General features: G+C 60.4%; 15 protein-coding genes. 13 read left to right on the plus strand and 2 right to left on the minus strand.

What is annotated here, in order from left to right:
- Positions 1–682 precede the first annotated feature (682 nt).
- The 6 genes from AC0Z4S_RS14770 to argR all read left to right on the plus strand — a co-directional run bounded on the left by AC0Z4S_RS14770 (position 683) and on the right by argR (position 6065).
- On the plus strand, positions 683–1456 hold the full coding sequence (locus AC0Z4S_RS14770; RefSeq protein ID WP_039757969.1) for an ABC transporter substrate-binding protein: 774 nt from the start codon (positions 683–685) through the stop codon (positions 1454–1456).
- Positions 1457–1547: 91 nt separating this feature from the next.
- Complete coding sequence (locus AC0Z4S_RS14775; protein WP_016773583.1) at positions 1548–2237, plus strand: ABC transporter permease; 690 nt, start codon at positions 1548–1550, stop codon at positions 2235–2237.
- The gene (locus AC0Z4S_RS14780) at positions 2234–2932 is read left to right on the plus strand and encodes an ABC transporter permease (RefSeq protein ID WP_253504581.1); all 699 of its coding nucleotides are present in this window, start codon (positions 2234–2236) and stop codon (positions 2930–2932) included. Before AC0Z4S_RS14775 ends, AC0Z4S_RS14780 begins: the two co-directional genes overlap by 4 nt.
- Before the next feature lies 1 nt (position 2933).
- Positions 2934–4046, plus strand: coding sequence for a succinylglutamate desuccinylase/aspartoacylase family protein (locus tag AC0Z4S_RS14785; protein ID WP_485623558.1), 1113 nt, complete (start codon positions 2934–2936; stop codon positions 4044–4046).
- Positions 4047–4073: 27 nt separating this feature from the next.
- Positions 4074–4838 carry an ABC transporter ATP-binding protein gene (locus tag AC0Z4S_RS14790; RefSeq protein ID WP_186529828.1) on the plus strand — a complete coding sequence of 255 codons (765 nt, stop codon included), beginning with the start codon at positions 4074–4076 and terminating at the stop codon, positions 4836–4838.
- A gap of 246 nt (positions 4839–5084) precedes the next feature.
- Positions 5085–6065: a transcriptional regulator ArgR gene (gene argR / locus AC0Z4S_RS14795; protein WP_253504574.1), complete on the plus strand. Its 981-nt coding sequence runs from the start codon at positions 5085–5087 to the stop codon at positions 6063–6065.
- Positions 6066–6075: 10 nt separating this feature from the next.
- Here the strand turns inward: argR and AC0Z4S_RS14800 are convergent, their stop codons facing one another.
- Positions 6076–13899 (minus strand): dermonecrotic toxin domain-containing protein, encoded by a 7824-nt coding sequence (locus AC0Z4S_RS14800; protein ID WP_485623561.1) that lies wholly within the window; start codon positions 13897–13899, stop codon positions 6076–6078.
- 304 nt (positions 13900–14203) lie between these two features.
- Here AC0Z4S_RS14800 and AC0Z4S_RS14805 point away from each other — a divergent pair, with 304 nt between their 5' ends.
- From AC0Z4S_RS14805 to astE, 7 genes are all read left to right on the plus strand, one after another.
- Positions 14204–15424, plus strand: coding sequence for an aspartate aminotransferase family protein (locus AC0Z4S_RS14805; RefSeq protein WP_485623563.1), 1221 nt, complete (start codon positions 14204–14206; stop codon positions 15422–15424).
- 202 nt (positions 15425–15626) lie between these two features.
- Entirely contained in the window at positions 15627–16646 is a 1020-nt protein-coding gene (gene aruF / locus AC0Z4S_RS14810; protein ID WP_471878069.1) for an arginine/ornithine succinyltransferase subunit alpha, read from the plus strand.
- A 51-nt stretch (positions 16647–16697) separates the two neighbouring features.
- Entirely contained in the window at positions 16698–17723 is a 1026-nt protein-coding gene (gene astA / locus AC0Z4S_RS14815) for an arginine N-succinyltransferase (protein WP_024014014.1), read from the plus strand.
- A complete protein-coding gene (gene astD, locus AC0Z4S_RS14820; protein WP_485623592.1) occupies positions 17720–19189 on the plus strand; it encodes a succinylglutamate-semialdehyde dehydrogenase in 1470 nt (489 codons plus the stop codon). The genes astA and astD overlap by 4 nt, the downstream gene beginning before the upstream one ends.
- A 138-nt stretch (positions 19190–19327) precedes the next feature.
- The gene (gene astB / locus AC0Z4S_RS14825; protein ID WP_064364875.1) at positions 19328–20674 is read left to right on the plus strand and encodes an N-succinylarginine dihydrolase; all 1347 of its coding nucleotides are present in this window, start codon (positions 19328–19330) and stop codon (positions 20672–20674) included.
- Positions 20675–20731: 57 nt separating this feature from the next.
- Positions 20732–21022: a hypothetical protein gene (locus tag AC0Z4S_RS14830; protein WP_016773591.1), complete on the plus strand. Its 291-nt coding sequence runs from the start codon at positions 20732–20734 to the stop codon at positions 21020–21022.
- A gap of 12 nt (positions 21023–21034) precedes the next feature.
- On the plus strand, positions 21035–22042 hold the full coding sequence (gene astE / locus AC0Z4S_RS14835; protein WP_315435895.1) for a succinylglutamate desuccinylase: 1008 nt from the start codon (positions 21035–21037) through the stop codon (positions 22040–22042).
- Between the two features lie 117 nt (positions 22043–22159).
- On the opposite strand, the gene AC0Z4S_RS14840 is transcribed toward astE, so the two are convergent.
- Positions 22160–22669 (minus strand): 6,7-dimethyl-8-ribityllumazine synthase, encoded by a 510-nt coding sequence (locus AC0Z4S_RS14840; RefSeq protein ID WP_485623566.1) that lies wholly within the window; start codon positions 22667–22669, stop codon positions 22160–22162.
- Positions 22670–22722 lie beyond the last annotated feature (53 nt).

Below are 22722 nucleotides of genomic sequence, written 5' to 3' on the forward strand. Positions count from 1 at the left end.
AGGAGCCCTGTCCGGTGATGCCGGGCGGGGCTTTTTTATGGCTGTGAGGTTTTGTGGTGGCCGGGCTGGCCTCTTCGCGAGCAGGCTCGCTCCCACAAGGAAGTGGGCGCATTTCAAATGTGGGAGCGAGCCTGCTCGCGAAGGCGATCTGTCAGACACCGCTGTAGCCATCTGTAGGAAACCGCACCAACCCAGCCAATAATTATCGATCTGCACCGTCAGACCTTTCCCGCTGTTACCCGCCACAAGCCAATGTGTAACCGTTCGCGCGAAAGCGGGGCGAAGTGAAACGCTACGCCCCGTTTTAGAGCCTCCAAACCCCCGCTGAAAAATAAGGCACAACGCTGCGCTTGCCGGATTAGAAGGGTTTGCGAATAATGGGCCCGCAACTTGCAATATGTATCGGTTCACTGTCTTTCGCTCTTGCATGAAATTGCGGAGCTGTCAATGAGCTCAAACCGCTTTCTCGGTGCATCTGTAATTAGTTGTCGCATTGAAGAAATATCGGCTTCGGGCCTGTCGTTAGAATGCCGATCACTCGCTCATCGTGGCTGATGTTGAAATCGCCTGCGGTTTCAACGGGAAATTTCCGCCGATGCGCAACCGATTTCCGATTCACCCATTCGCATATTGGGCTGTCGCTCACTCTGCCGTTTTTGCCCTTTACCGATGGAGTCCCAAGATGAAGAAACTTGTGCTGCTTGGCGCCCTGGCACTGTCCGTGCTGTCGCTGAATGCCGTCGCTGACGAAAAACCTGTGAAGATCGGCATCGAAGCGGCTTACCCTCCATTCGCCTCGAAAGCTCCGGACGGCAGCATCGTCGGTTTCGACTACGACATCGGCAACGCGCTGTGCGAAGAGATGAAGGTCAAGTGCGTGTGGGTCGAGCAAGAGTTCGACGGTCTGATCCCGGCACTGAAAGTGCGCAAGATCGACGCGATCCTGTCGTCGATGTCGATCACCGAAGATCGCAAGAAGTCGGTCGACTTTACCAACAAGTACTACAACACCCCGGCACGTCTGGTCATGAAGGCCGGCACTCAGGTCAGCGAAAACCTGGCTGAGCTGAAGGGCAAGAACATCGGCGTACAGCGTGGTTCGATCCACGAGCGTTTCGCCCGCGAAGTTCTCGCGCCACTGGGCGCCGAGATCAAGCCGTACGGCTCGCAGAACGAAATCTACCTCGACGTGGCTGCCGGTCGCCTCGACGGTACCGTGGCTGACGCCACCCTGCTCGACGACGGTTTCCTGAAAACCGACGCCGGCAAAGGCTTCGCGTTCGTTGGTCCGGCCTTCACCGACGTCAAATACTTCGGCGACGGCGTAGGCATCGCGGTGCGCAAGGGCGACGCCCTGAAAGACAAGATCAACACTGCCATCGCGGCCATCCGCGAAAACGGCAAATACAAAGCAATCCAGGACAAGTACTTCGCCTTCGACATCTACGGCAAGTAAGACGTCTCTGCGACAAGTCCGAAATGGCGCAAGCAACAGAATCTCTGCGGTTTGCGCCATTTTTTCATCCCAACTTTCGAGGACCTGAATCATGTTGAAAGGCTACGGGGCTGTCATCCTCGATGGCGCATGGCTGACGCTTCAGCTCGCCTTGTCGTCCATGGCTCTGGCCATCGTTCTCGGGCTGATCGGTGTTGCGTTGCGCCTGTCGCCGGTGCGCTGGCTGGCGTGGCTGGGCGACCTGTATTCGACGGTGATCCGCGGGATTCCCGACCTGGTGCTGATCCTGCTGATCTTCTACGGCGGTCAGGACCTGCTCAACCGCGTTGCGCCGATGCTTGGCTATGACGACTACATCGACCTGAACCCGCTGGCCGCCGGTATCGGCACCCTCGGTTTCATCTTCGGTGCGTACCTGTCGGAAACTTTCCGTGGCGCGTTCATGGCGATCCCCAAAGGCCAGGCCGAAGCGGGCATGGCCTATGGCATGAGCAGTTTTCAGGTGTTCTTCCGGGTGATGGTGCCGCAGATGATTCGTCTGGCCATCCCGGGCTTTACCAACAACTGGCTGGTGCTGACCAAGGCCACCGCGCTGATTTCCGTGGTCGGTCTGCAAGACATGATGTTCAAGGCCAAGCAGGCGGCGGATGCCACGCGTGAGCCTTTCACCTTCTTCCTCGCAGTGGCGGCGATGTACCTGGTGATTACCAGCGTTTCGTTGCTGGCATTGCGTCACCTTGAGAAGCGCTACTCGGTAGGCGTAAGGGCGGCTGATCTATGATCTTCGACTACAACGTCATCTGGGACGCACTGCCGCTGTACTTCGGCGGCCTGCTGACCACCCTCAAACTGCTCGCGCTGTCGCTGTTCTTCGGCCTGCTCGCGGCGTTGCCGCTGGGGCTGATGCGCGTCTCGAAAAACCCTATCGTCAACGGCGCGGCGTGGCTGTACACCTACGTGATTCGTGGCACGCCGATGCTGGTGCAACTGTTCCTGATCTACTACGGTCTGGCCCAGTTCGAAGCGGTGCGCGAAAGCTTCTTGTGGCCGTGGCTGTCCAGCGCAACGTTCTGCGCCTGCCTGGCCTTTGCGGTCAACACCAGCGCCTACACCGCGGAAATCATTGCCGGCAGCCTCAAGGCCACGCCGAACGGTGAGATCGAAGCGGCCAAGGCCATGGGCATGTCGCGCTTCAAGCTGTACAAGCGCATCCTGCTGCCGTCGGCCCTGCGCCGCGCGCTGCCGCAGTACAGCAACGAAGTGATCATGATGCTGCAGACCACCAGTCTGGCGTCGATCGTGACCCTGATCGACATCACTGGCGCGGCGCGCACCGTCAACGCGCAGTTCTATCTGCCGTTCGAGGCGTACATCACTGCCGGCGTGTTCTACCTGTGCCTGACCTTCATTCTGGTCAAGCTGTTCAAACTGGCCGAGCGTCGCTGGCTGAGCTACCTCGCGCCACGGAAGCACTGATATGCAACGCATCGATCACGTATTGCCGTGGAGCCATCTGGGCAGCGAGCGCAAGGTTTCGGTTTTCCGTTTTGGCAGCGGCGAGCGCAAGGCCTACATCCAGGCCAGCCTGCATGCTGATGAACTGCCGGGCATGCGCACCGCCTGGGAGCTGAAAAAGCGCCTCGGCGAACTCGAAGCCCAAGGCTTGCTCAACGGCGTGATCGAGCTGGTGCCGGTGGCCAATCCGATCGGTCTCGGGCAATTGCTGCAAGGCAATTTCCAGGGCCGTTTCGAGGCGGGCAGCGGCAAGAATTTCAACCGTGATTTCGTTGAACTGAGCGCGCCGGTCGCGGCGGCGCTGAGCGACAAGCTCGGTGATGATCCGCACGCCAACGTGCGGCTGATCCGTCAGGCAATGGCCGATCACCTGGCCGCACTGCCCGAAGCGAGCAGCCAGTTGCAGGGCATGCAGCGTGTCTTGCTCAGCCACGCCTGCACCGCTGACGTCGTGCTGGATCTGCACTGCGACGCCGAAGCCGCGCTGCACATGTATGCGCTGCCGCAGCACTGGCCGCAGTGGCGTTCGCTGTCGGCGCATCTGAACGTCAAGGTTGGTCTGCTCGCGGAAGATTCCGGTGGCAGCTCGTTTGACGAAGCCTGCTCGTTGCCGTGGCTGCGCCTGTCGCGGCAGTTCCCCGAGGCGCAGATTCCGCTGGCGTGTCTGGCAACCACCATCGAGCTGGGCGGGCAGGCCGACACCGGCCGCGATGAAGCCGAGGCGTACGCTGAAGGCATTCTGGCGTTCCTTGCCGAGCAAGGCCTGATCACCGGCGAGTGGCCAAACCCGGCTTTCGAAGCGTGCGAAGGCATGCCCTTCGAAGGCACCGAATTGTTGTTTGCGCCGCACCCCGGTGTGGTGAGTTTTTCCCGCAGGCCTGGCGAATGGGTCGAGGCGGGCGACGAGATTTTTCAAGTGATCGACCCTGTGTCCGATCGGGTCAGCACGGTGTGTGCTGGTACGTCCGGGGTGCTGTTTGCCATTGAACGGCTGCGCTATGCCCAACCCGGTTTCTGGCTGGCCAAGGTGGCGGGGCGCGAAGCGCTGCGTCACGGGCGCTTGCTCAACGACTGACTGACTGTTTTTGTGAGAACCGACCGCATGTACAAACTTGAAGTCCAAGACCTGCATAAACGCTATGGCAGTCACGAAGTGCTCAAGGGCGTGTCCCTGAAAGCCGCCGCCGGCGATGTGATCAGCATCATCGGCTCCAGTGGCTCCGGCAAAAGTACTTTCCTGCGCTGCATCAACCTGCTCGAGCAGCCGCACGCCGGCAGGATCCTGCTCAACAACGAAGAGCTGAAACTGGTGGCGAACAAGGACGGCGCGCTGAAAGCCGCTGATCCGAAGCAACTGCAACGCATGCGTTCGCGCCTGTCGATGGTGTTCCAGCATTTCAACCTGTGGTCGCACATGACCGCGATCGAAAACATCATGGAAGCGCCGGTGCACGTGCTCGGCGTACCCAAGTACGAAGCTCGGGAAAAAGCCGAGTACTACCTGAACAAGGTTGGCGTGGCCCATCGCAAAGACGCGTTCCCGGGGCACATGTCCGGTGGCGAGCAGCAGCGCGTGGCGATTGCCCGGGCGCTGGCGATGGAACCGGAAGTGATGCTGTTCGACGAACCGACCTCGGCCCTCGACCCGGAACTGGTCGGCGATGTGCTGAAAGTCATGCAGGCACTGGCGCAGGAAGGCCGCACCATGGTTGTGGTGACCCACGAAATGGGCTTTGCCCGTGAAGTGTCGAACCAGTTGGTGTTCCTGCACAAAGGCGTCGTCGAAGAAAGCGGCAACCCGCGCGAAGTGCTGGTCAACCCGCAGTCGGAGCGCTTGCAGCAGTTCCTGTCGGGTAGCCTGAAATAAAACAGGGCTGCCGTTGTGCACTTCGATAGTGCATGCTTCGCAGCCTTCGGGAGCTGACAAAATTCCCTGTAGGAGCTGACGAGTGCAACGAGGCTGCGATCTTTTGATCCTGTTTTCGAAGATCAAAAGATCGCAGCCTTCGGCAGCTCCTACCGGGATCCGCGTCGGACTCAGGATTTGTGTTCATTTCCGGGCTAGCATTGGCCCATGCCTTCATCACCGTTGTTCGTTTCGGATTGCCCGCCCATGACTGCCCATCGAATTGGTTTCCTGATTTGGCCCAGCACTAAAGCGTTGACGCTGGCGCTGGCGGAGGAAGCCTTGCGTGTTGCTCAGCGGGTGCACCCGGATGTGGTTTACGAGCTTTCCTTTCTGCAGGCCGAGCCGCCAGCCGAAGGTGCCTGGCAATTGCCCGGTGAACCCTGGGCCGGCAAGCTCGAAAACTTCCAGAAACTGTTCCTGCTCGCTGATGAGCCGCCGACCACGTTGGCACCGGCGCTGAGCAGTGCGCTCAAGCAATTGGTGCGCGCCGGTTGCGTGATCGGTGGTCTGTCGGCCGGTGTCTATCCGCTGGCCCAGCTCGGTCTGCTCGACGGTTATCGCGCCGCCGTGCACTGGCGCTGGCAGGACGATTTCGCCGAGCGTTTCCCCAAAGTCATCGCCACCAGCCACTTGTTCGACTGGGACCGCGATCGCCTGACCGCGTGCGGCGGCATGTCCGTGCTCGATCTGTTGCTGGCGGTGCTGGCCCGTGATCACGGCGCCGAACTCGCCGGCGCAGTCTCGGAAGAACTGGTGGTCGAGCGCATCCGCGAGGGCGGTGAGCGTCAGCGCATTCCATTGCAGAATCGCCTCGGCTCCAGCCATCCGAAGCTGACCCAAGCGGTGTTGCTGATGGAAGCCAACATCGAAGAGCCGCTGACCACCGACGAAATCGCCCAGCACGTGTGCGTATCCCGTCGGCAACTGGAGCGGATCTTCAAGCAATACCTCAACCGTGTGCCGAGCCAGTACTACTTGGAACTGCGCCTGAACAAGGCCCGGCAGATGTTGATGCAGACCAGCAAGTCGATCATCCAGATCGGCCTCTCGTGTGGCTTCTCCTCGGGGCCGCATTTCTCCAGCGCCTACCGCAACTTCTTCGGTGCCACGCCGCGGGAAGATCGCAACCAGCGGCGCAGCAGCAGCCCGTTCGAATTGTCGTCGGTACCACCCGAGCGCGGCTAGACGCGGACCGTCAGGCGGACGATTCCGACAGTCCGTTCGACGCCGAAGACTGACCGTTGCCCAGAGAAAAATCCGAGTCTGCAAAGTCCATGGCTTCCTCCTGCAGGCGTTTTTCCTCGGCCAGTGCGTTTTCCCTCGCCAGTCGCTGGGCCTCCACGTGTTGCAGGCTTTCTGGAGAGAGCCGATTGCCGCTGAAATTGAAGTATGTCCTGCTGGCGTTCGAGAGGTCGGCGGGCAGCTCGATGATGTAGTTGTTCGACAGGTCGGCATACGTCAAGTGAGGACGATCGAGCAATCCTGATGGAATTTCTCTAAGCTGCGTGCCGCTCAGATCCAGCCAGGACAATGCGGTCATCTGGCTGAGATCCGGCGTGACGGTTAACGGGTTGTTATTCAGATTCAGACGGCTGAGGTTGTTCATCCGGCTCAGCGCCTGCACCGTTTGCTCTGTGAGTGCGATATCACATCCGGGCAGACTGAGCACAGTCAATTCCTCCATATTCAGTATCACCTCGGGAATATTCCCCAGTTGATAACCCTGGATTTGCAGATTTTGCACATTGGGGAAATGCTTCAGGAATTGGCCGATGCGCGGGGCGCTGTCGGTTTCACACGTCAGTTTCAGTGTGGAAACATGCCCGAAGTCAGCCGAAAGGACCGGCAGTTCACCGAGGATCGGAATACCGGACGAGAACTCGAACTCTGACGAGCCGTCCTGGGTAATCCGGCGCCAGCAATGTTCCAGGCTTTCCTTGAACGCCGTCCGGTTGGCGGTTTCCTGCCGAAGCGCATCGCCGGCCAGCGGCATATGACTGACGGGGTCGACGGGAACTGCATTTGCCCATGACTCAAGGTCGCGGGACATCGTGGCGATCTCGCTCTGGCGTCGCACCAATTCAAGGCGTCCTTCGGCAAGTGTTCCCGGCAGGCCATAGACGATGTCGTTCAAGCGCGCTCCATCCAGGCGGGGATAAAGTATCCCCGCCAGTTCGATGTCCGCCAGTTCGACCGAGACACTGAAGTCGCTTCCGGTGGTTCGCCGGTAGGTTTTTATCCGGTTCCGAGCATCTGGGGACAGCGGATTGTCGCTCAAGTCGAAGCCGTCACTGATTTCGGCTGCCACTTGGAACAGTGCATCGGGAAGCTCGATGATTTTGTTTTCGTTGAGCAACGCCGTCTTCAGTCGGGGACGTTCGGCCAACCCGACGGGGAACTGGTCAATACCGGTGCTTGAGAGGTCGATGACACTGAGTTCCGGTAAGACGGAAAGATCCGGAACCTGGCGCAGGGGATTGTCGAACAGGTCCAGCGATTGCAGTCTGCTCAGGGAAGACAGGCGCGTCTGCGCGGCCTCGTCGAAAACAATGCCACAGCGACTCAGTATCAGCGTTTTGAGCCGGGGCATGATGGCGACAGCCTCAGGAAATTTGCCCAGCGTGAAGTCGCGCATTTCCAGCTCTCTCAATTCGGTAAAGCATCGCAGGAAACCTTCGGCGGAGGTCAGCCTGTTGTTGCCTTGGAGGGAAAGATGAATGACGTGGCTGAAGTCCGCCGACAGCGTAGGCAGGTCACCGAAAAAAGGTGGCTCAGCGATAAAACTGTTGGATCGCTGTGCCGACCTGCCGACACGGCGGGTGCGCCAGAGTTGCTCGACCTGCTGGCTGAACGCCTGCTTGCGCAGGCGCTGCGTTGCCCGATCCGTCATGCCCATGAGCTGGCCGTCAGGTGCATGCAGGGGAACTTGATGCGACCAGGCGTCGAGCTCGTTGAGCATTTGGCCGAGTTCCGTTTCCCAGCTCATCAATTGCGCTGTGCCATCGGCCAGTGTCCCAGGCAATTGATAAACCGCATGAACCGCGTCTTGGAAGTCCAGTGTCGGAAACAGTTGCCGCGCCCTGCTGATGTCGGCCGGGTCAGGCAGAACGTCAAAGTTGAGTCCATGTTGCGCGTAGTACGCCTTGATGCGGTCGCGGGCAGTCGCGGACAGAGGGTTGGCAGACAGGTTTATCGTATCGGCGAGATCGATGTCGAGGTCGAAAAAGGTTTCGGGCAGCTCGGTGATCGCGTTGTGATCGAGCAGCGCGTTGCGCAGATTCGGATGGGTGTCCAGCCTCTCCGGGACGGCGGTGATTTCGCAGCCGGACAGACGCAGGTCGTTAAGTGCCTGCATATTCGTGATGTCCGGACTGCGCATCAACGGGTTGCGGCTCAGATCCAGCACCTCAAGGTCAGACAGCGATTGGAGTACTCTCTGGCCGGTATCTGTGAGGGTCAGGTTGCAGTGGGTCATCCTGACTTCCTTGAGTTCCGGCGACCGTGTCAGGGATGCCGGTATTTCGCCCAGCGAGAAATCGTGGAGTTCCAGAATCTGCAGGTTGGGGAACAGCTCAAGGAACGGGCCTGTGCCACTGATCGCGGGATTGCCCCGGAGATCAAGTTTCAGGATGTGGCTGAAGTCGGTGCTCAGAACCGGCATGTCGCCCTGGAACGTCGGGTTCGCCGTGAAAACGTCCTTGCGGATGCCGGAGGTCGTTGAGCGCTCTCGCCAGAATTGCACGAGCTGGCCGGCGAAATCTTTCCGCGAAGTGGTGTTGATGATCTGCTCGGCGGCACTGATCGCTTCGCCAGTCACGGGGTCTCGGTTCGGTACCTGGGCCGCCCAGGCCGTGAGATCGGCCTGCAGGGTATTCAATTCGGTTTGCCAGAAGTTGAGTCGGGTCCGGCTGTCAGCCAGGGTGCCGGGCAGGTCGTAAATGATCTCGCTGGCCTCGACGCGGTCAAGGGCCGGAAACAGTGATTGCGCCAGCGCGATGTCCTCGGGATCGGCCAGTACGTCGAAGTCTTGACCGGTCTTGCGGTAATAGGCTTTTATCTGTTCACGAGTCTCGGGCAACAGTTCGTTGCCGGCAAAGTCCATACCGTCGGTACGATTGGCGGGCAGGTCAAACAACTCGATGGGTAGTTCATGGATCAAGTTGTCGCTGAAAACCGCGATGCTGAGTTTGGCGTGATCGACCAGCCCGGGAGGAACCTGCGACAGTTGGTTGTTGGCCAGATCGACGTGGGTCAGTTCCGGCAAGAGGGTGAAATCGGGGAACGTAGTCAGGAGGTTGTCGCTCAAGTCCAGCGTTCGCAGTTGTGGCATTGAGACCAGCTTTGCCTGGTTTTCCGGAGTCATCACGACACCGCAATTTTTCAGTTGCAGTGTCTGCAGGTCGGGCAGCTCAACCGCTGACAGCGTATTCGGGTCGAAGTCGAAATGACTCAGTTGCAGTGTCGTCAGCTTCTCGAAGCGCTGCAGGAATGCCTGTACGCCGGTAACCCCTTTATTGCCATGGAGCGTCAGGCTGTCAACGTGGTTGAAATCGGTATCGAGCACCGGCAGTTCACCGACGAAATCCAGGGTCAGCTCCAGCTGGCTGTTCCTGAGGTTGGGAGGAAAGGGTGACCGGTTACGCCAGAAATTTTCCAGCTTTTGACTGAATTCCAGCCTGGCGAGAAGTTCGCTGTTTCGTTCACTGGCTGTCAAGGGTTCTTGAGTAGCGGGAGAGCGCTGAGGCACATCGGTGCTCCAGCGTGCGAGGACGTTGCGTAACCGCTCAACCTCGCCTTCCCATGCCGTGAGTCTGGCGCTGCCCTCGGCCAGTGTCCCGGGCAAGTAATAAATCAGATCCACTGCTCGTTCAGCGTCGACTGCCGGAAACAGCCGGGTGGTCAGTTCGATATCTGCCGGAGCGGGCAGCACGACGAAGTGCTTGCGTGTCCGTTGGTAGTAAAGCTTGACCTTTTCCCGGCTGGCCAGGGACAGCTGCGGATTGTCTTCAAAGCGAAACCCGTCACTCAGCGAGCTGGCGAGATTGAAAAATTCGTCAGGGATTTCAGTGATTTGATTACTTGCAAATCGTCCGGAGACCAGGCGCGGATGATCAAGCATGCCCGCCGGCACCGTCGAAATGTTGGTGTTGTCGAGGTTGAGATAACTCAATGCGCGCATCGATTGGACATCAATCGGCTCACCCAACCGATTGTTTGAAAGATCCAGGGCAGAAACGCTGGGCAGGGACGCCAGTGTCGCCTTGGTCGCCGGGGTCATGGTGATGCCGCAGTTGCGCATGGCCACCCGCTGCAGGCCCGGCATCGAGGTCAGAGCGCGTGGCAGACTCGGCAGATCGAAGTTCTGCACATCCAGGGAAACCAGTCCCGGGAATTGTCGTAAAAATGGTTCGAGACCCCGGGTGCTGACGCTGCCGTTCAAGACCAGCGATCTGACATGGCTGAAGTCGCCACTCAAGGTCGGTAGATCACCTGTTATCGGATCGGTGATCTGCAGCAGATAGCCCGCCGACTCCCGTGTTTCCCGGCGCCAGCAGCGCTGGATTGCATCTCTGAATGCCTGGCGGCTTTGTTGTGCGGCGCGACGTTGTATTTCAGTCAGAGGGAGCGCGCTCTGTGGGTCGTTCGCTGGAACCCTGGTTTCCCACTCACACAGGTTGTCGCGCAGTTGCGTGTACTCGTTTCTCAGGCGGGCAAGTTCATTGGTGATGTCCGCGTGGTTGTTCGCGAATCTGGCGGCAAAGGCCTGTGCGTCCGCGGCGCTGTAGCCGCGATAGATCAGGCGAATCCCTTGCGCAGGCGGCGCGTTTGTTCTCAGATGCGGTGGCGTATACACGTCCGTCACATTCGACAGTCGTTCATAACTGCGATGTCCGACCAGCCGCAGGGTATCGACTGCCGGGTGACGCACCGGTGCCAGCGAAACCGCTACGCGAAAGTCACTGCGATGAAGTGGTCGTGCGCGGATCGCCGTCTTTAGTTTTTCTGCCTGGCCGATATGGATGTCCATGGCCTGACGCTCGGTGTCCGGCAGCGCATGGAGAATGCTTGAGTACAAGTCGGTGGCTGCATGCAGCTCTTGCCCGCGGTCATCGAATGGCTGATAGGTGCCATCGTGTTTGCGCACCAGAACCTTTTGTTCGGGTGCATCAGCGCGCCCGGTGCTGTCGAGCATCTTGCCGGCATACGTGCCGTCGCGGATTTCCAGGCGTACCTCGCCACTCCAGCCAGGCACGCCTCGCAAGCTGTGCAGAACCAGAGTGTCGGTGTCCGGATTGGTTACCGAGTCCAGTTCCAGTCCTTCGAATGCACGGGTGACGCGTACTTCTTCGCCGGCCATCTGCATGAGTTCCTGCTGTCGCTGGGGCAGCTGACCTTCGCTGATTTGCAACAGCTCATCACTGCTGGTGGTGTGGAGCAGTTCCTCAGTGACGCGCGGCGGCAGGGACGGTTCGAATTGCGCAAGGGTGGCGTGCAGCGGGTCGTCGACGTTCTCGATAGCTCTATAGCGTGACTCGAACAGGCGGCTGCGTTGTGCTTTGGCCAATTGCAATACTTGTCTGCGCAACTCACGGGCGCGGATCTCCAGCGGCAGGTTCGGGCCACCGAACGCTTCGCCCAGCAAGGCCTTGGCCGCCGGTTCGCTCATGTCCTGCAACAGTGACGTGAGCACATCACTCTCGATCAGGCTGTTCTGACGCAGATCGGTCAGTGGCAAGGACTCATTGCTCGTCGACTGCCAGATCACTTCTCCCTGCCCGTCCAGCAACCGCAGGCGTTTGTCGGCAGGCCAGCGCCCGTGTTCGCTGAGCAATTGCAGTTGCATCTGTGGATCGGCGCGGCGGTATTGTGCGGGCAGGTCGCTGCCCAGTTGACCGATGAACAGTTGCAGGTCCTGGTCGATCCTGAAGCGGCTGATGCTGTCTGCCAGCAGTGGTGGAATGGATTGCTGATCAACGTGCATCCGGCGCAGCGCGTCTTCGTTGTAGCCGCTGACTTGCAGAATGCGTTCACGACGCTCCGGGGTGAACCCTTGCATCTCGTGGCCGATGCGGCGCAGCGCGGTGGCTTTGTCCCACTCCAGTGGCTGCTCGAGTTCGGTGTGCCAGGCGCCGTCGCGGTTGTGGCGCACGACGGGTTGGTAGGCGTCGGGACGGGTCGGATGTTCGATGTGGTAACGCCCGGGGATCGCCGATTCACTGACGGCAAAATGCGCATCTTCCAGCGGCAGAATCTGTTTGCCTTGATGCTCGTGCAGGCCAAGTCGGGAGGGTTTGGAATCGACAGGCGGCAAGGATTTGTGCTGATAGCGGGTCAGGTTCTGATCCCAATAACGGGTCTTGCCATTCGCCAGTTTCACCGGTTTGAAACGCTCGATGAACCCGATGACTTCCTTGGGCAGGACTTTACGAAACTCGCCCACGGCAATCGAGCCGCCGACAGCGAACAGGCCCAGTTGAATCAGCGAGTCCACCATCCCCACCAGATGCTTGCACGCTTCGGTAATCTGTCCTTGCGCCCAATCGATGATGCCTTCGAACACTTCGTCGAGAAACTGATAGGCCATGTAGGCCATCATCAGCTCACCCAGCCCTGGCACGAACGGCGCGATGATGAACGCCGCGGTCTGCAAAATGGCCGAGGCGATGCCGACGAAGGAATCCCACAGCGCCCAGCGGGCCTTCGAATCGACTGTGGCGGTGGCGACCGCGATGACCCGGCCGTCATTGAGAATCTTGTTGAGTTTTTTCTGGTACTGGTGCTCCCACAGATCGCCGGCGATCACTGTGGCGGCCAGTTGCAGATCAGGCTTTTCGAATGCCTCGTCGCGCCAGACCGGCTCTGAACTGCCGGCCACCGGTTCATGCCACTTCACCTGCCCCAGGCGACTGTTCAGACTGGAGAAGAAAAAACCGCGCTGCTCGTGGTTGACGAAACGGCTGAAGAATTCCTGATAGTCCCTGGAGCGCAACTGACGGGTCAGTTCCTTCTCCAGCTCCGCCGAGGAGGCGTATTCCTTGATCGGATGCTCGGGGTCATCCGGGACGTAGGCGACTACCCGCGCCAGTGTGCGGACTTCATCGGCCTGCGGGGCGAACACCAGGATGCCGGTGAGCGGTGCGCCCATCATGGTCAGCTCCTGACATTGCAGGTGCTGCCCACTGATGCGCAGGTGGCGTACACCATCGATCAGGGCATCGATCGTGCGCGAGTAACTGCCGCTGATATCGCCACTCAGGCGAGCGAATTGCAGCGCAGCCTTGAGCGCGGCTTTTTGGCTCTTGTCGACATGTTTGCGCAGGGCCGCGCCTTTTTCGGCATCGCTGATGCCGAGGTGGTCTTCCAGGTAAGTCTTGTATTGCGCGCCAATGTCCAGCTCCCGGCACATTTTGGTGAATGCCGGGATACTCAGCTTTTCCTTGAGCCAGGGCAGGGTGTCGAACTGCAGGGTGGTCTGGAGCTGAGCGTCCGCTTGCTCCGGGGCAATGGACTGCACGATGTAGGTCGATGCAGCGTCATAGGCATCGTCCTCGGTCTCTTTCTCCTCGAAGTTGTGCAGCGCAGCCTCCAGCAGCGACACCGTCCAGGTGCGCGCGCCGGTCTTGATGCCGAACAGTGGCGTGGTGGCGGGGACATACAGGCGCAGCAGGGTTTGCTTGACGTCCAGCTCCAGATCGAAGCGGGCCTTGATCTCGGCTATGAGCAGCGGTTCGGCAAAGGCGTTGATGTCGCGAAATTGCTCCAGCTGGCGGTCGACATCGTTCTGTGCGGACCAATGCGCGTTATTGAGTGTCTTGAGTCCCTCATGCTGAGCGCTTGTAAGCTTTTGAAGCTTGAGGGGCATTGCCGGCGCGGTATTTTTCAACGCCTCGCGCCTGCTCGGTGAAGCCTGGCCGAGCCAGTTCGGAAGGCTGGCCTGCAGGTGCAGATAGTGAGTGTCGGGCTGTTTCCCGAAAGGGGTGTCGAGGGTGACGGCAGTCTGATGTTCGGTCGATGGCATCGGGCCAATCCTTGGCGTTTGGAAAGCGCCAAGCAAATCAGAACGATGCGTGGGGTGTGCGGTACATATTCATACCTCGGCCGCACCGTTGAGTTGATATCCTTGCGGACTGCCGCAAATCGGCAGCCACGGTTTAAACTGCGCCTTTGCGACGCTATATGTCGCATTGCCGTAAACCCGGGAAAATCCGGGGTTTGCGCTATAAGAAGTTGTCGCTTGGCGACAAGGCCGGGCACAAAACTGTCCTTACAATCCCCTCATCGCTCGCCAGTTCCAGGCGGGTGTTCCTCTTCAGGAGACTCCGATGTCCGTTGAGCACGCTGCGGTACAACGCGCCGATTTCGACCAGGTAATGGTTCCCAACTACGCGCCTGCCGCTTTCATTCCGGTGCGTGGCGCCGGTTCCCGGGTCTGGGATCAGGCCGGCCGCGAGCTGATCGACTTCGCCGGCGGGATTGCCGTCAACGTATTGGGCCACGCACATCCGGCGCTGGTCGGTGCCTTGACCGAACAGGCGAACAAGCTGTGGCACGTGTCCAACGTGTTCACCAACGAACCGGCCCTGCGCCTGGCGCACAAGCTGATCGACGCCACGTTCGCCGAGCGCGTGTTCTTCTGCAACTCCGGCGCCGAAGCCAATGAGGCCGCGTTCAAGCTGGCCCGTCGCGTCGCGTTCGACCGTTTCGGCACTGAGAAATACGAAATCATCGCCGCGCTGAACAGCTTCCACGGCCGTACCCTGTTCACCGTCAACGTCGGTGGCCAGTCGAAGTACTCCGACGGTTTCGGCCCGAAAATCACCGGCATCACCCACGTTCCCTATAACGATCTGGCCGCACTCAAAGCGGCGGTGTCCGAGAAGACCTGCGCGGTCGTGCTCGAGCCGATCCAGGGCGAGGGCGGCGTGCTGCCGGCCGAGCTTGAGTACCTGCAAGGCGCCCGTGAACTGTGCGACGCGAACAACGCGCTGCTGGTGTTCGACGAAGTGCAGACCGGCATGGGCCGCAGCGGCAAGCTGTTCGCCTACCAGCATTACGGCGTGACCCCGGACATTCTCACCAGCGCCAAGAGCCTGGGCGGCGGTTTCCCGATCGCGGCAATGATGACCACCGAAGCGCTGGCCAAACATCTGGTGGTCGGCACCCACGGCACCACCTACGGCGGCAATCCGCTGGCCTGCGCCGTCGCCGAAGCGGTGATCGACGTGGTCAACACCCCTGAGGTGCTGAACGGCGTGAACGCCAAGCACGAAAAATTCAAGACCCGCCTGCAACAGATCGGCGAGAAGTACGGCCTGTTCACCCAGGTGCGTGGTCTCGGTCTGCTGATCGGTTGCGTGCTGAGCGAAGCGTGGAAAGGCAAGGCCAAGGACATCTTCAACGCCGCCGAACAGGAAGGCCTGATGATTCTTCAGGCTGGCCCGGACGTGATCCGTTTCGCCCCGAGCCTGGTGGTTGAAGACACCGATATCGATGCCGGCCTTGACCGCTTCGAACGCGCTGCGGCGAAGTTGACGCAAGCCTGATGGATCCTTCGGCGCCTGGAGTTTTTCAGGCGTCGAACCCAATTTTTGACACCGGGCACGTTCACTGTAGGAGTGAGCCTGCTCGCGATAGCGGTGTATCAGACACATTGATGTCGACTGATACACCGTCATCGCGAGCAGGCTCACTCCTACAAGGTCCGGTGTTTTTTTCTGTGAATATTGAAGAGAAAGGAGTGACACCATGCTGGTGATGCGCCCCGCGCAAATGGCTGATCTGGGCGAGGTACAGCGTCTGGCTGCGGACAGCCCGATTGGTGTCACTTCCTTGCCGGATGACGTGGAACGTCTGAGCGACAAGATCGCCGCGAGCGAAGCATCGTTCGCCGCCGAAGTGAGCTTCAACGGTGAGGAGAGTTACTTCTTCGTCCTCGAAGACTCGAGCACCGGCAAACTGGTCGGCTGCTCGGCCATCGTCGCTTCGGCCGGTTACTCCGAGCCGTTCTACAGCTTCCGCAACGAGACGTTCGTGCATGCCTCGCGCGAACTGAAGATCCACAACAAGATCCACGTGCTCTCGCAGTGCCACGACCTGACCGGCAACAGCTTGCTCACCAGTTTCTACGTGCAGCGCGAGCTGGTCGGATCGCCATGGGCCGAGCTCAATTCCCGTGGCCGTCTGCTGTTCGTCGCCAGCCACCCGGAGCGCTTTGCCGATTCCGTTGTAACCGAGATCGTCGGTTACAGCGACGAGAATGGCGACTCGCCGTTCTGGGACGCGATCGGACGTAACTTCTTCGACCTCAACTATGCCGAAGCCGAGCGCCTGTGCGGGCTGAAAAGCCGCACCTTCCTTGCCGAGCTGATGCCGCATTACCCGATCTACGTGCCGCTGCTGCCGGACTCCGCGCAAGAAGCGATGGGCCAGGTGCACCCACGTGCACAGATCACCTTCGACATCCTGATGCGCGAAGGCTTCGAGACCGATCACTACATAGACATTTTCGATGGCGGCCCGACCCTGCATGCACGTGTCTCGGGGATCCGTTCGATCGCCCAGAGCCGGGTGGTGCCGGTGAAGATCGGCGAGCCGGTCAAGGGCGTTGGGCGTCAGTATCTGGTGGCCAACGCGCAGTTGCAGGATTACCGCGCGGTGTTGCTGGAGCTGGATTACGCCCCGGGCAAACCGGTGACTCTGGATCTGGAAGCGGCCGAAGCCCTGGGCGTCGGTGAAGGTGCCAGCGTGCGCCTGGTGGCGGTTTAACGCCTTAGCGAGTTTCACGGGTGGCGCGAGCGGCCCGTTTGAGGAGATAGCATGATTGTTCGTCCCGTACGCAGCAGCGATTTATCCGCGCTGATCGACCTGGCCCGCAGCACCGGCACCGGCCTGACCACTTTGCCGGCCAATGAAGAGCGCCTGACTCACCGGGTCGGCTGGGCCGAGAAGACCTTTCGCGGCGAAGCCGGGCGTGGCGATGCCGACTATCTGTTCGTGCTCGAAGACGATGACGGCCGCGTTGTGGGGATTTCCGCTATTGCCGGCGCGGTTGGCCTGCGTGAGCCCTGGTACAACTTCCGCGTCGGTCTGACCGTCAGCGCTTCGCAAGAGCTGAACATCTACCGTGAGATTCCGACGCTGTTTCTGGCCAACGACCTGACCGGCAATTCCGAGCTGTGCTCGCTGTTCCTGCACGCCGATTACCGCAACGGTTTGAACGGTCGCATGCTGTCCAAGGCGCGCATGCTGTTCATCGCCGAGTTCCCGGAGCTGTTCGGCAACAAGATCATCGCCGAAATGCGTGGCGTGTCCGATGACGCCGGGCGCTCGCCGTTCTGGGAAAGCCTCGGCCGGCACTTCTTCAAAATGGAATTCAGCCAGGCCGATTACCTGACCGGCGTCGGCAACAAGGCGTTCATCGCCGAGCTGATGCCGAAATTCCCGCTGTACACCTGCTTCCTTTCGCCGGATGCGCGTAACGTCATCGGCCAGGTGCACCCGGACACCGAGCCGGCGCTGGCCATGCTCAAGAGCGAAGGCTTCAGCTATCAGGGTTACGTCGACATCTTCGACGCCGGCCCGGCCATCGAATGCGAAACCAGCAAGATCCGCGCGGTGCGTGACAGCGAAGCGCTGGTGCTGGCCGTGGGCACGCCGGGTGATGACGCCACACCGTTCATCATCCACAACCGCAAGCGCGAGGATTGCCGCATCACGGCTGCCCCAGCGCGTCTGGCAGCGGGCACCCTGGTGGTCGATCCGCAGACCGCAAAACGTCTTCAACTCAGCGCCGGCGATCAGGTTCGCGCCGTGGCGCTGTCCGCTGCACGGGAGTCGAAATAATGAATTCGCTATACATCGCAGGTGAGTGGCTGGCCGGTCAGGGCGAAGCTTTTCAATCGTTGAATCCGGTGACCCAGCAGGTGTTGTGGGCGGGCGAGGGCGCGACGGCCGCGCAGGTCGAGTCGGCGGTGCAGGCTGCCCGTCAGGCGTTTCCTGAATGGGCACGTCGTACCCTCGAAGAACGCATCAGCGTGCTCGAGGCTTTCGCCGCGTCGCTGAAAAACCACGCTGACGAACTGGCTCGCACCATCGGTGAAGAAACCGGCAAACCGCTGTGGGAAGCTGCGACCGAAGTCACCAGCATGGTCAACAAGATCGCGATTTCGGTGCAGAGCTACCGCGAGCGCACCGGCGAGAAGAGCGGCCCATTGGGCGACGCCACCGCCGTATTGCGCCACAAGCCCCACGGCGTGGTCGCGGTGTTCGGTCCTTACAACTTCCCCGGTCACTTGCCCAACGGTCATATCGTCCCGGCACTGCTGGCCGGTAACTCGGTGCTGTTCAAACCTAGCGAACTGACGCCGAAAGTCGCCGAGCTGACGGTCAAGTGCTGGATCGAGGCCGGTCTGCCGGCAGGCGTGCTGAACCTGCTGCAAGGCGCGCGGGAAACCGGTATCGCTCTGGCCGCGAACCCGGGCATCGACGGTCTGTTCTTCACCGGTTCCAGCCGCACCGGCAATCACCTGCATCAGCAATTTGCCGGGCGTCCGGACAAGATTCTTGCGTTGGAAATGGGCGGCAACAACCCGCTGGTGGTCGATCAGGTCGCCGATCTGGACGCGGCGGTGTACACGATCATTCAGTCGGCGTTCATTTCCGCCGGCCAGCGCTGCACCTGCGCCCGGCGTCTGCTGGTGCCGCAAGGCGCGTGGGGCGACAGCTTGCTCAAGCGTCTGGTTGAAGTCAGTTCGACCATTGAAGTCGGTGCGTTCGATCAGCAACCGGCGCCGTTCATGGGCTCGGTGATTTCCCTCGGCGCGGCGAAAGCGCTGATGGATGCGCAGGAACAACTGCTGGCCAACGGCGCGGTGGCGCTGTTGGAAATGACTCAGCCGCAAGCGCAATCGGCTTTGCTGACCCCGGGCATTGTCGATGTGACGGCCGTCGCCGAGCGTCCGGACGAAGAACTGTTCGGGCCGCTGCTGCAAGTGATCCGCTATGCCGATTTCGGCGCGGCAATCACCGAAGCCAACAACACCGCCTATGGGCTGGCCGCCGGGTTGCTCTCCGATTCCGAAGCGCGTTACCAGCAGTTCTGGCTGGAAAGCCGCGCCGGTATCGTCAACTGGAACAAACAGCTGACCGGCGCCGCGAGCAGCGCGCCGTTCGGCGGCGTCGGCGCCTCGGGCAACCACCGCGCCAGCGCCTATTACGCAGCGGATTACTGCGCGTACCCGGTGGCGTCGCTGGAAACCCCGAGCCTGGTGTTGCCATCGGCCCTCACGCCTGGCGTGAAAATGGCGTAGAGCCCATTCGCGAGCAAGCTCGCTCCCACATTGAAATGCATTTCCCTGTGGGAGCGAGCTTGCTCGCGAAGGCCGCACCGCAGTCTCAAAATCCAGTTACTGAAGCCTATAACAACAGATTCTCGTGGAGCCTCGCTGATGAAATCCTATGAAGTCAATTTTGACGGTCTAGTGGGGCCGACCCATAACTACGGTGGTCTGTCCTACGGCAACGTCGCCTCGCAGAGCAACAGTCAGCAGTCCTCGAACCCGAAGGAAGCGGCGCTGCAAGGTCTGGCGAAAATGAAAGCGCTGATGGACATGGGTTTCCAGCAAGGCGTGCTGGCTCCGCAGGAACGTCCCGACGTGGCCGCGCTGCGCCGTCTGGGCTTCAGCGGCACTGACGCGCAGGTGATCGAGCGCGCCGCCAAAGAAGCGATGCCGCTGCTGGTCGCCAGTTGCTCGGCGTCGAGCATGTGGGTGGCCAACGCCGCCACGGTTAGCCCGAGCGCCGACACCGGTGACGGCCGCGTGCACTTCACCGCCGCCAACCTCAATTGCAAATATCACCGCAGCATCGAACACCCGACCACCAGCCGTGTGCTCGGCGCGATGTTCGCCAATCAACAGCACTTCGCCCATCACGCCGCATTGCCGGCGGTGGCGCAGTTCGGCGACGAAGGCGCGGCCAACCACACGCGTTTCTGCCGTGAGTACGGCGAGGCGGGCGTCGAGTTTTTCGTGTTCGGCCGCAGTGCGTTCGACAACCGTTTCCCGGCGCCGCAGAAATACCCTGCACGCCAGACCCTCGAAGCCTCGCAAGCCGTCGCGCGTCTGCACGGTCTGCGTGACGAAGGCGTGGTCTACGCGCAACAGAACCCCAACGTCATCGATCAGGGCGTGTTCCATAACGACGTGATCGCTGTGGGCAACGGTGAAGTGCTGTTCTATCACGAGGACGCGTTCCTCGAGACCGACAAGATGCTCGCCGAACTGCAAGGCAAACTGGCCAAGGTCGGCGGTAACTTCCAGTCTGTTTGCGTGCCGCGTTCGGCAGTCAGCGTCGACGATGCGGTGCGTTCTTACCTGTTCAACAGCCAGCTCCTGTCGCGCCCTGATGGCTCGATGCTGCTGATCGTGCCGCAGGAATGCCAGGCCAACGAACGTGTCTGGGCTTATCTGCAGAGCCTGACCAGCTCGGGTGGAATGATCCGTGAAGTGAAAGTCTTCGATCTCAAGCAAAGCATGCAGAACGGCGGTGGCCCGGCGTGCCTGCGTCTGCGCGTGGCGCTGAATGAAACTGAACTGGCGGCGGTCAACCCAGGGGTTATCATGACGGCCCCGTTGTACGGTTCGTTGACCGCATGGGTTGAAAAGCACTACCGCGACCGCCTGAGCGAAACCGACCTGGCGGACCCGCAGTTGCTGCTTGAATGCCGGACGGCACTGGATGAACTGACGCAAATCCTTAAACTAGGCGCGGTTTATCCTTTCCAGATCAATTGATCGCCGGCGCGCTGCCTGAACGCGGCGCGCGGCGTATCACCCCAAGAGAGTAAGAACATGAGCGATTCCCTGCAGCTGATCCTTGAAGACACCGACGGCACGCAATTGCAAACCTCGTGCACCCGCGTCGCGGTCATGTGGCAAGGCAAAGAGCTGTGGATCCAGCAGGACGGCCGTGGCCAGCTGCTGATCGGCGTGGACGTCGAGGAAGGTGACGAAGAGTACGCCAACCTGCTGCTGCGCCCATTGGCGACTAATCTGGTAAGTCTGCAACTGGAAATGGAACCGGCTGACCTCGGCGCTGACGAGGACCACGTACACGGCCCGGATTGCAACCACGACCACTAAGGAAACCGCTCTATGCTCGCCCTCGGCAAACTGCTTGAACTGACCCTCGCCGGCCGCGAACCGGCGGAGAAGACTCAACTGACTGTCGAAGGCGTGCGCATGCGCTGGTTGAGCGAAGGGGCGTTGGAAGTCCGGCCCCCGGAAGCGCGCGACAATGGCCTGGATCTGCTGCTCTCGGCAGGCATCCACGGCAACGAAACCGCACCGATCGAGTTGCTCGATCGGCTGCTGCACGACATCGCCCGCGGCGATCTGAAGCCGCGTGCACGCATTCTGTTCCTGTTCGGCAACCCGGAAGCGATTCGCAAGGGCGAGCGTTTCGTCGAGCAGGACGTCAATCGGCTGTTCAACGGCCGCCACGAACAAAGCAGCGGCTCGGAAGCGTTGCGCGCCTGTGAGCTGGAACGGCTGGCGGCGAGTTTCTTCAGCAAGCCCGAGCGCCAGCGTCTGCACTACGACCTGCACACGGCGATTCGCGGTTCGAAGATCGAGCAGTTCGCCTTGTACCCGTGGAAGGAAGGGCGCCAGCATTCCCGTCGTGAACTGGCGCGACTGCGCGCCGCCGGCATGGAAGCAGTGCTGTTGCAGAACAAGCCGTCGATCGTGTTCAGTTCGTACACCTACGACAAGCTCGACGCCGAGGCTTTCACGCTGGAACTGGGCAAGGCGCGGCCGTTCGGACAGAACGACGGCGTCAACGTGTCACTGCTGGAAACCCGCCTGAAGCAGATCATCGAAGGCACTGAGCCTGAGACAGAAGCAGGGCTGGATGGTTTGCAGCTGTTCAGCGTGGCGCGGGAAATCATCAAGCACAGCGATGCGTTCCGCCTGAATCTGCCAGCGGACATCGAGAATTTTTCCGAGCTGGAACCGGGTTATGTGCTGGCCGAAGACCTGGCCAATACCCGCTGGGTGATCGAAGAGCAGGGCGCGCGGATCATCTTCCCCAATCCCAAGGTCAAGAACGGCCTGCGCGCCGGCATCCTGATCGTCCCGACCACCGACGAAAACCTCGCCTGACTTCACCGCATTCCATGTAGGAGCTGCCGAAGGCTGCGATCTTTTGATCTAGCTCTTGAAGGTCGAAAGATCGCAGCCTCGTTTCACTCGTCAGCTCCTACAGGTTTTTGCCGCGCCTTAGACAGCTACAGCATGTGGCTCGGTGCGGCGCAGTGCGCGAATCTTGCGCAGCGTATCCGCGCACGTCCGCGCTGCTTCCTGACCCTTGTGCACAAAGTGTTCGAAGAAGAACTTCTGGTGCTCTTCGCCCGAATGAAAGTGATGCGGGGTCAGCGATACCGAGAACACCGGCACTTCGGTTTCCAGCTGCACCTGCATCAGGCCGCTGACCACCGATTGCGCAACGAACTCGTGACGATAGATACCGCCGTCCACCACCAGGGCGGCGGCGACGATGCCGGCGTAACGGCCGGACTTGGCCAGCAACTTGGCGTGCAGCGGCATTTCAAAAGCGCCGCCGACTTCGAAGAAATCGATGTCCGCTTCCTGATAACCCTGAGTCAGCATCTCGGCGATGAAGCCTTTACGGCTCTGGTCGACGATTTCCTTGTGCCAGCAGGCCTGAATGAACGCGACGCGCTCGCCCTGTGGGTGTTTGCTTTTGCTGTCGATAGCGGTGGGTTGCATGTTCTGACTCCTGTTTGTGTGAAAAACAGGGCGTTATGAATCGAAAGGGATGC

The organism is Pseudomonas sp. 1L-B-1-E-C1 (genome assembly GCF_057291835.1).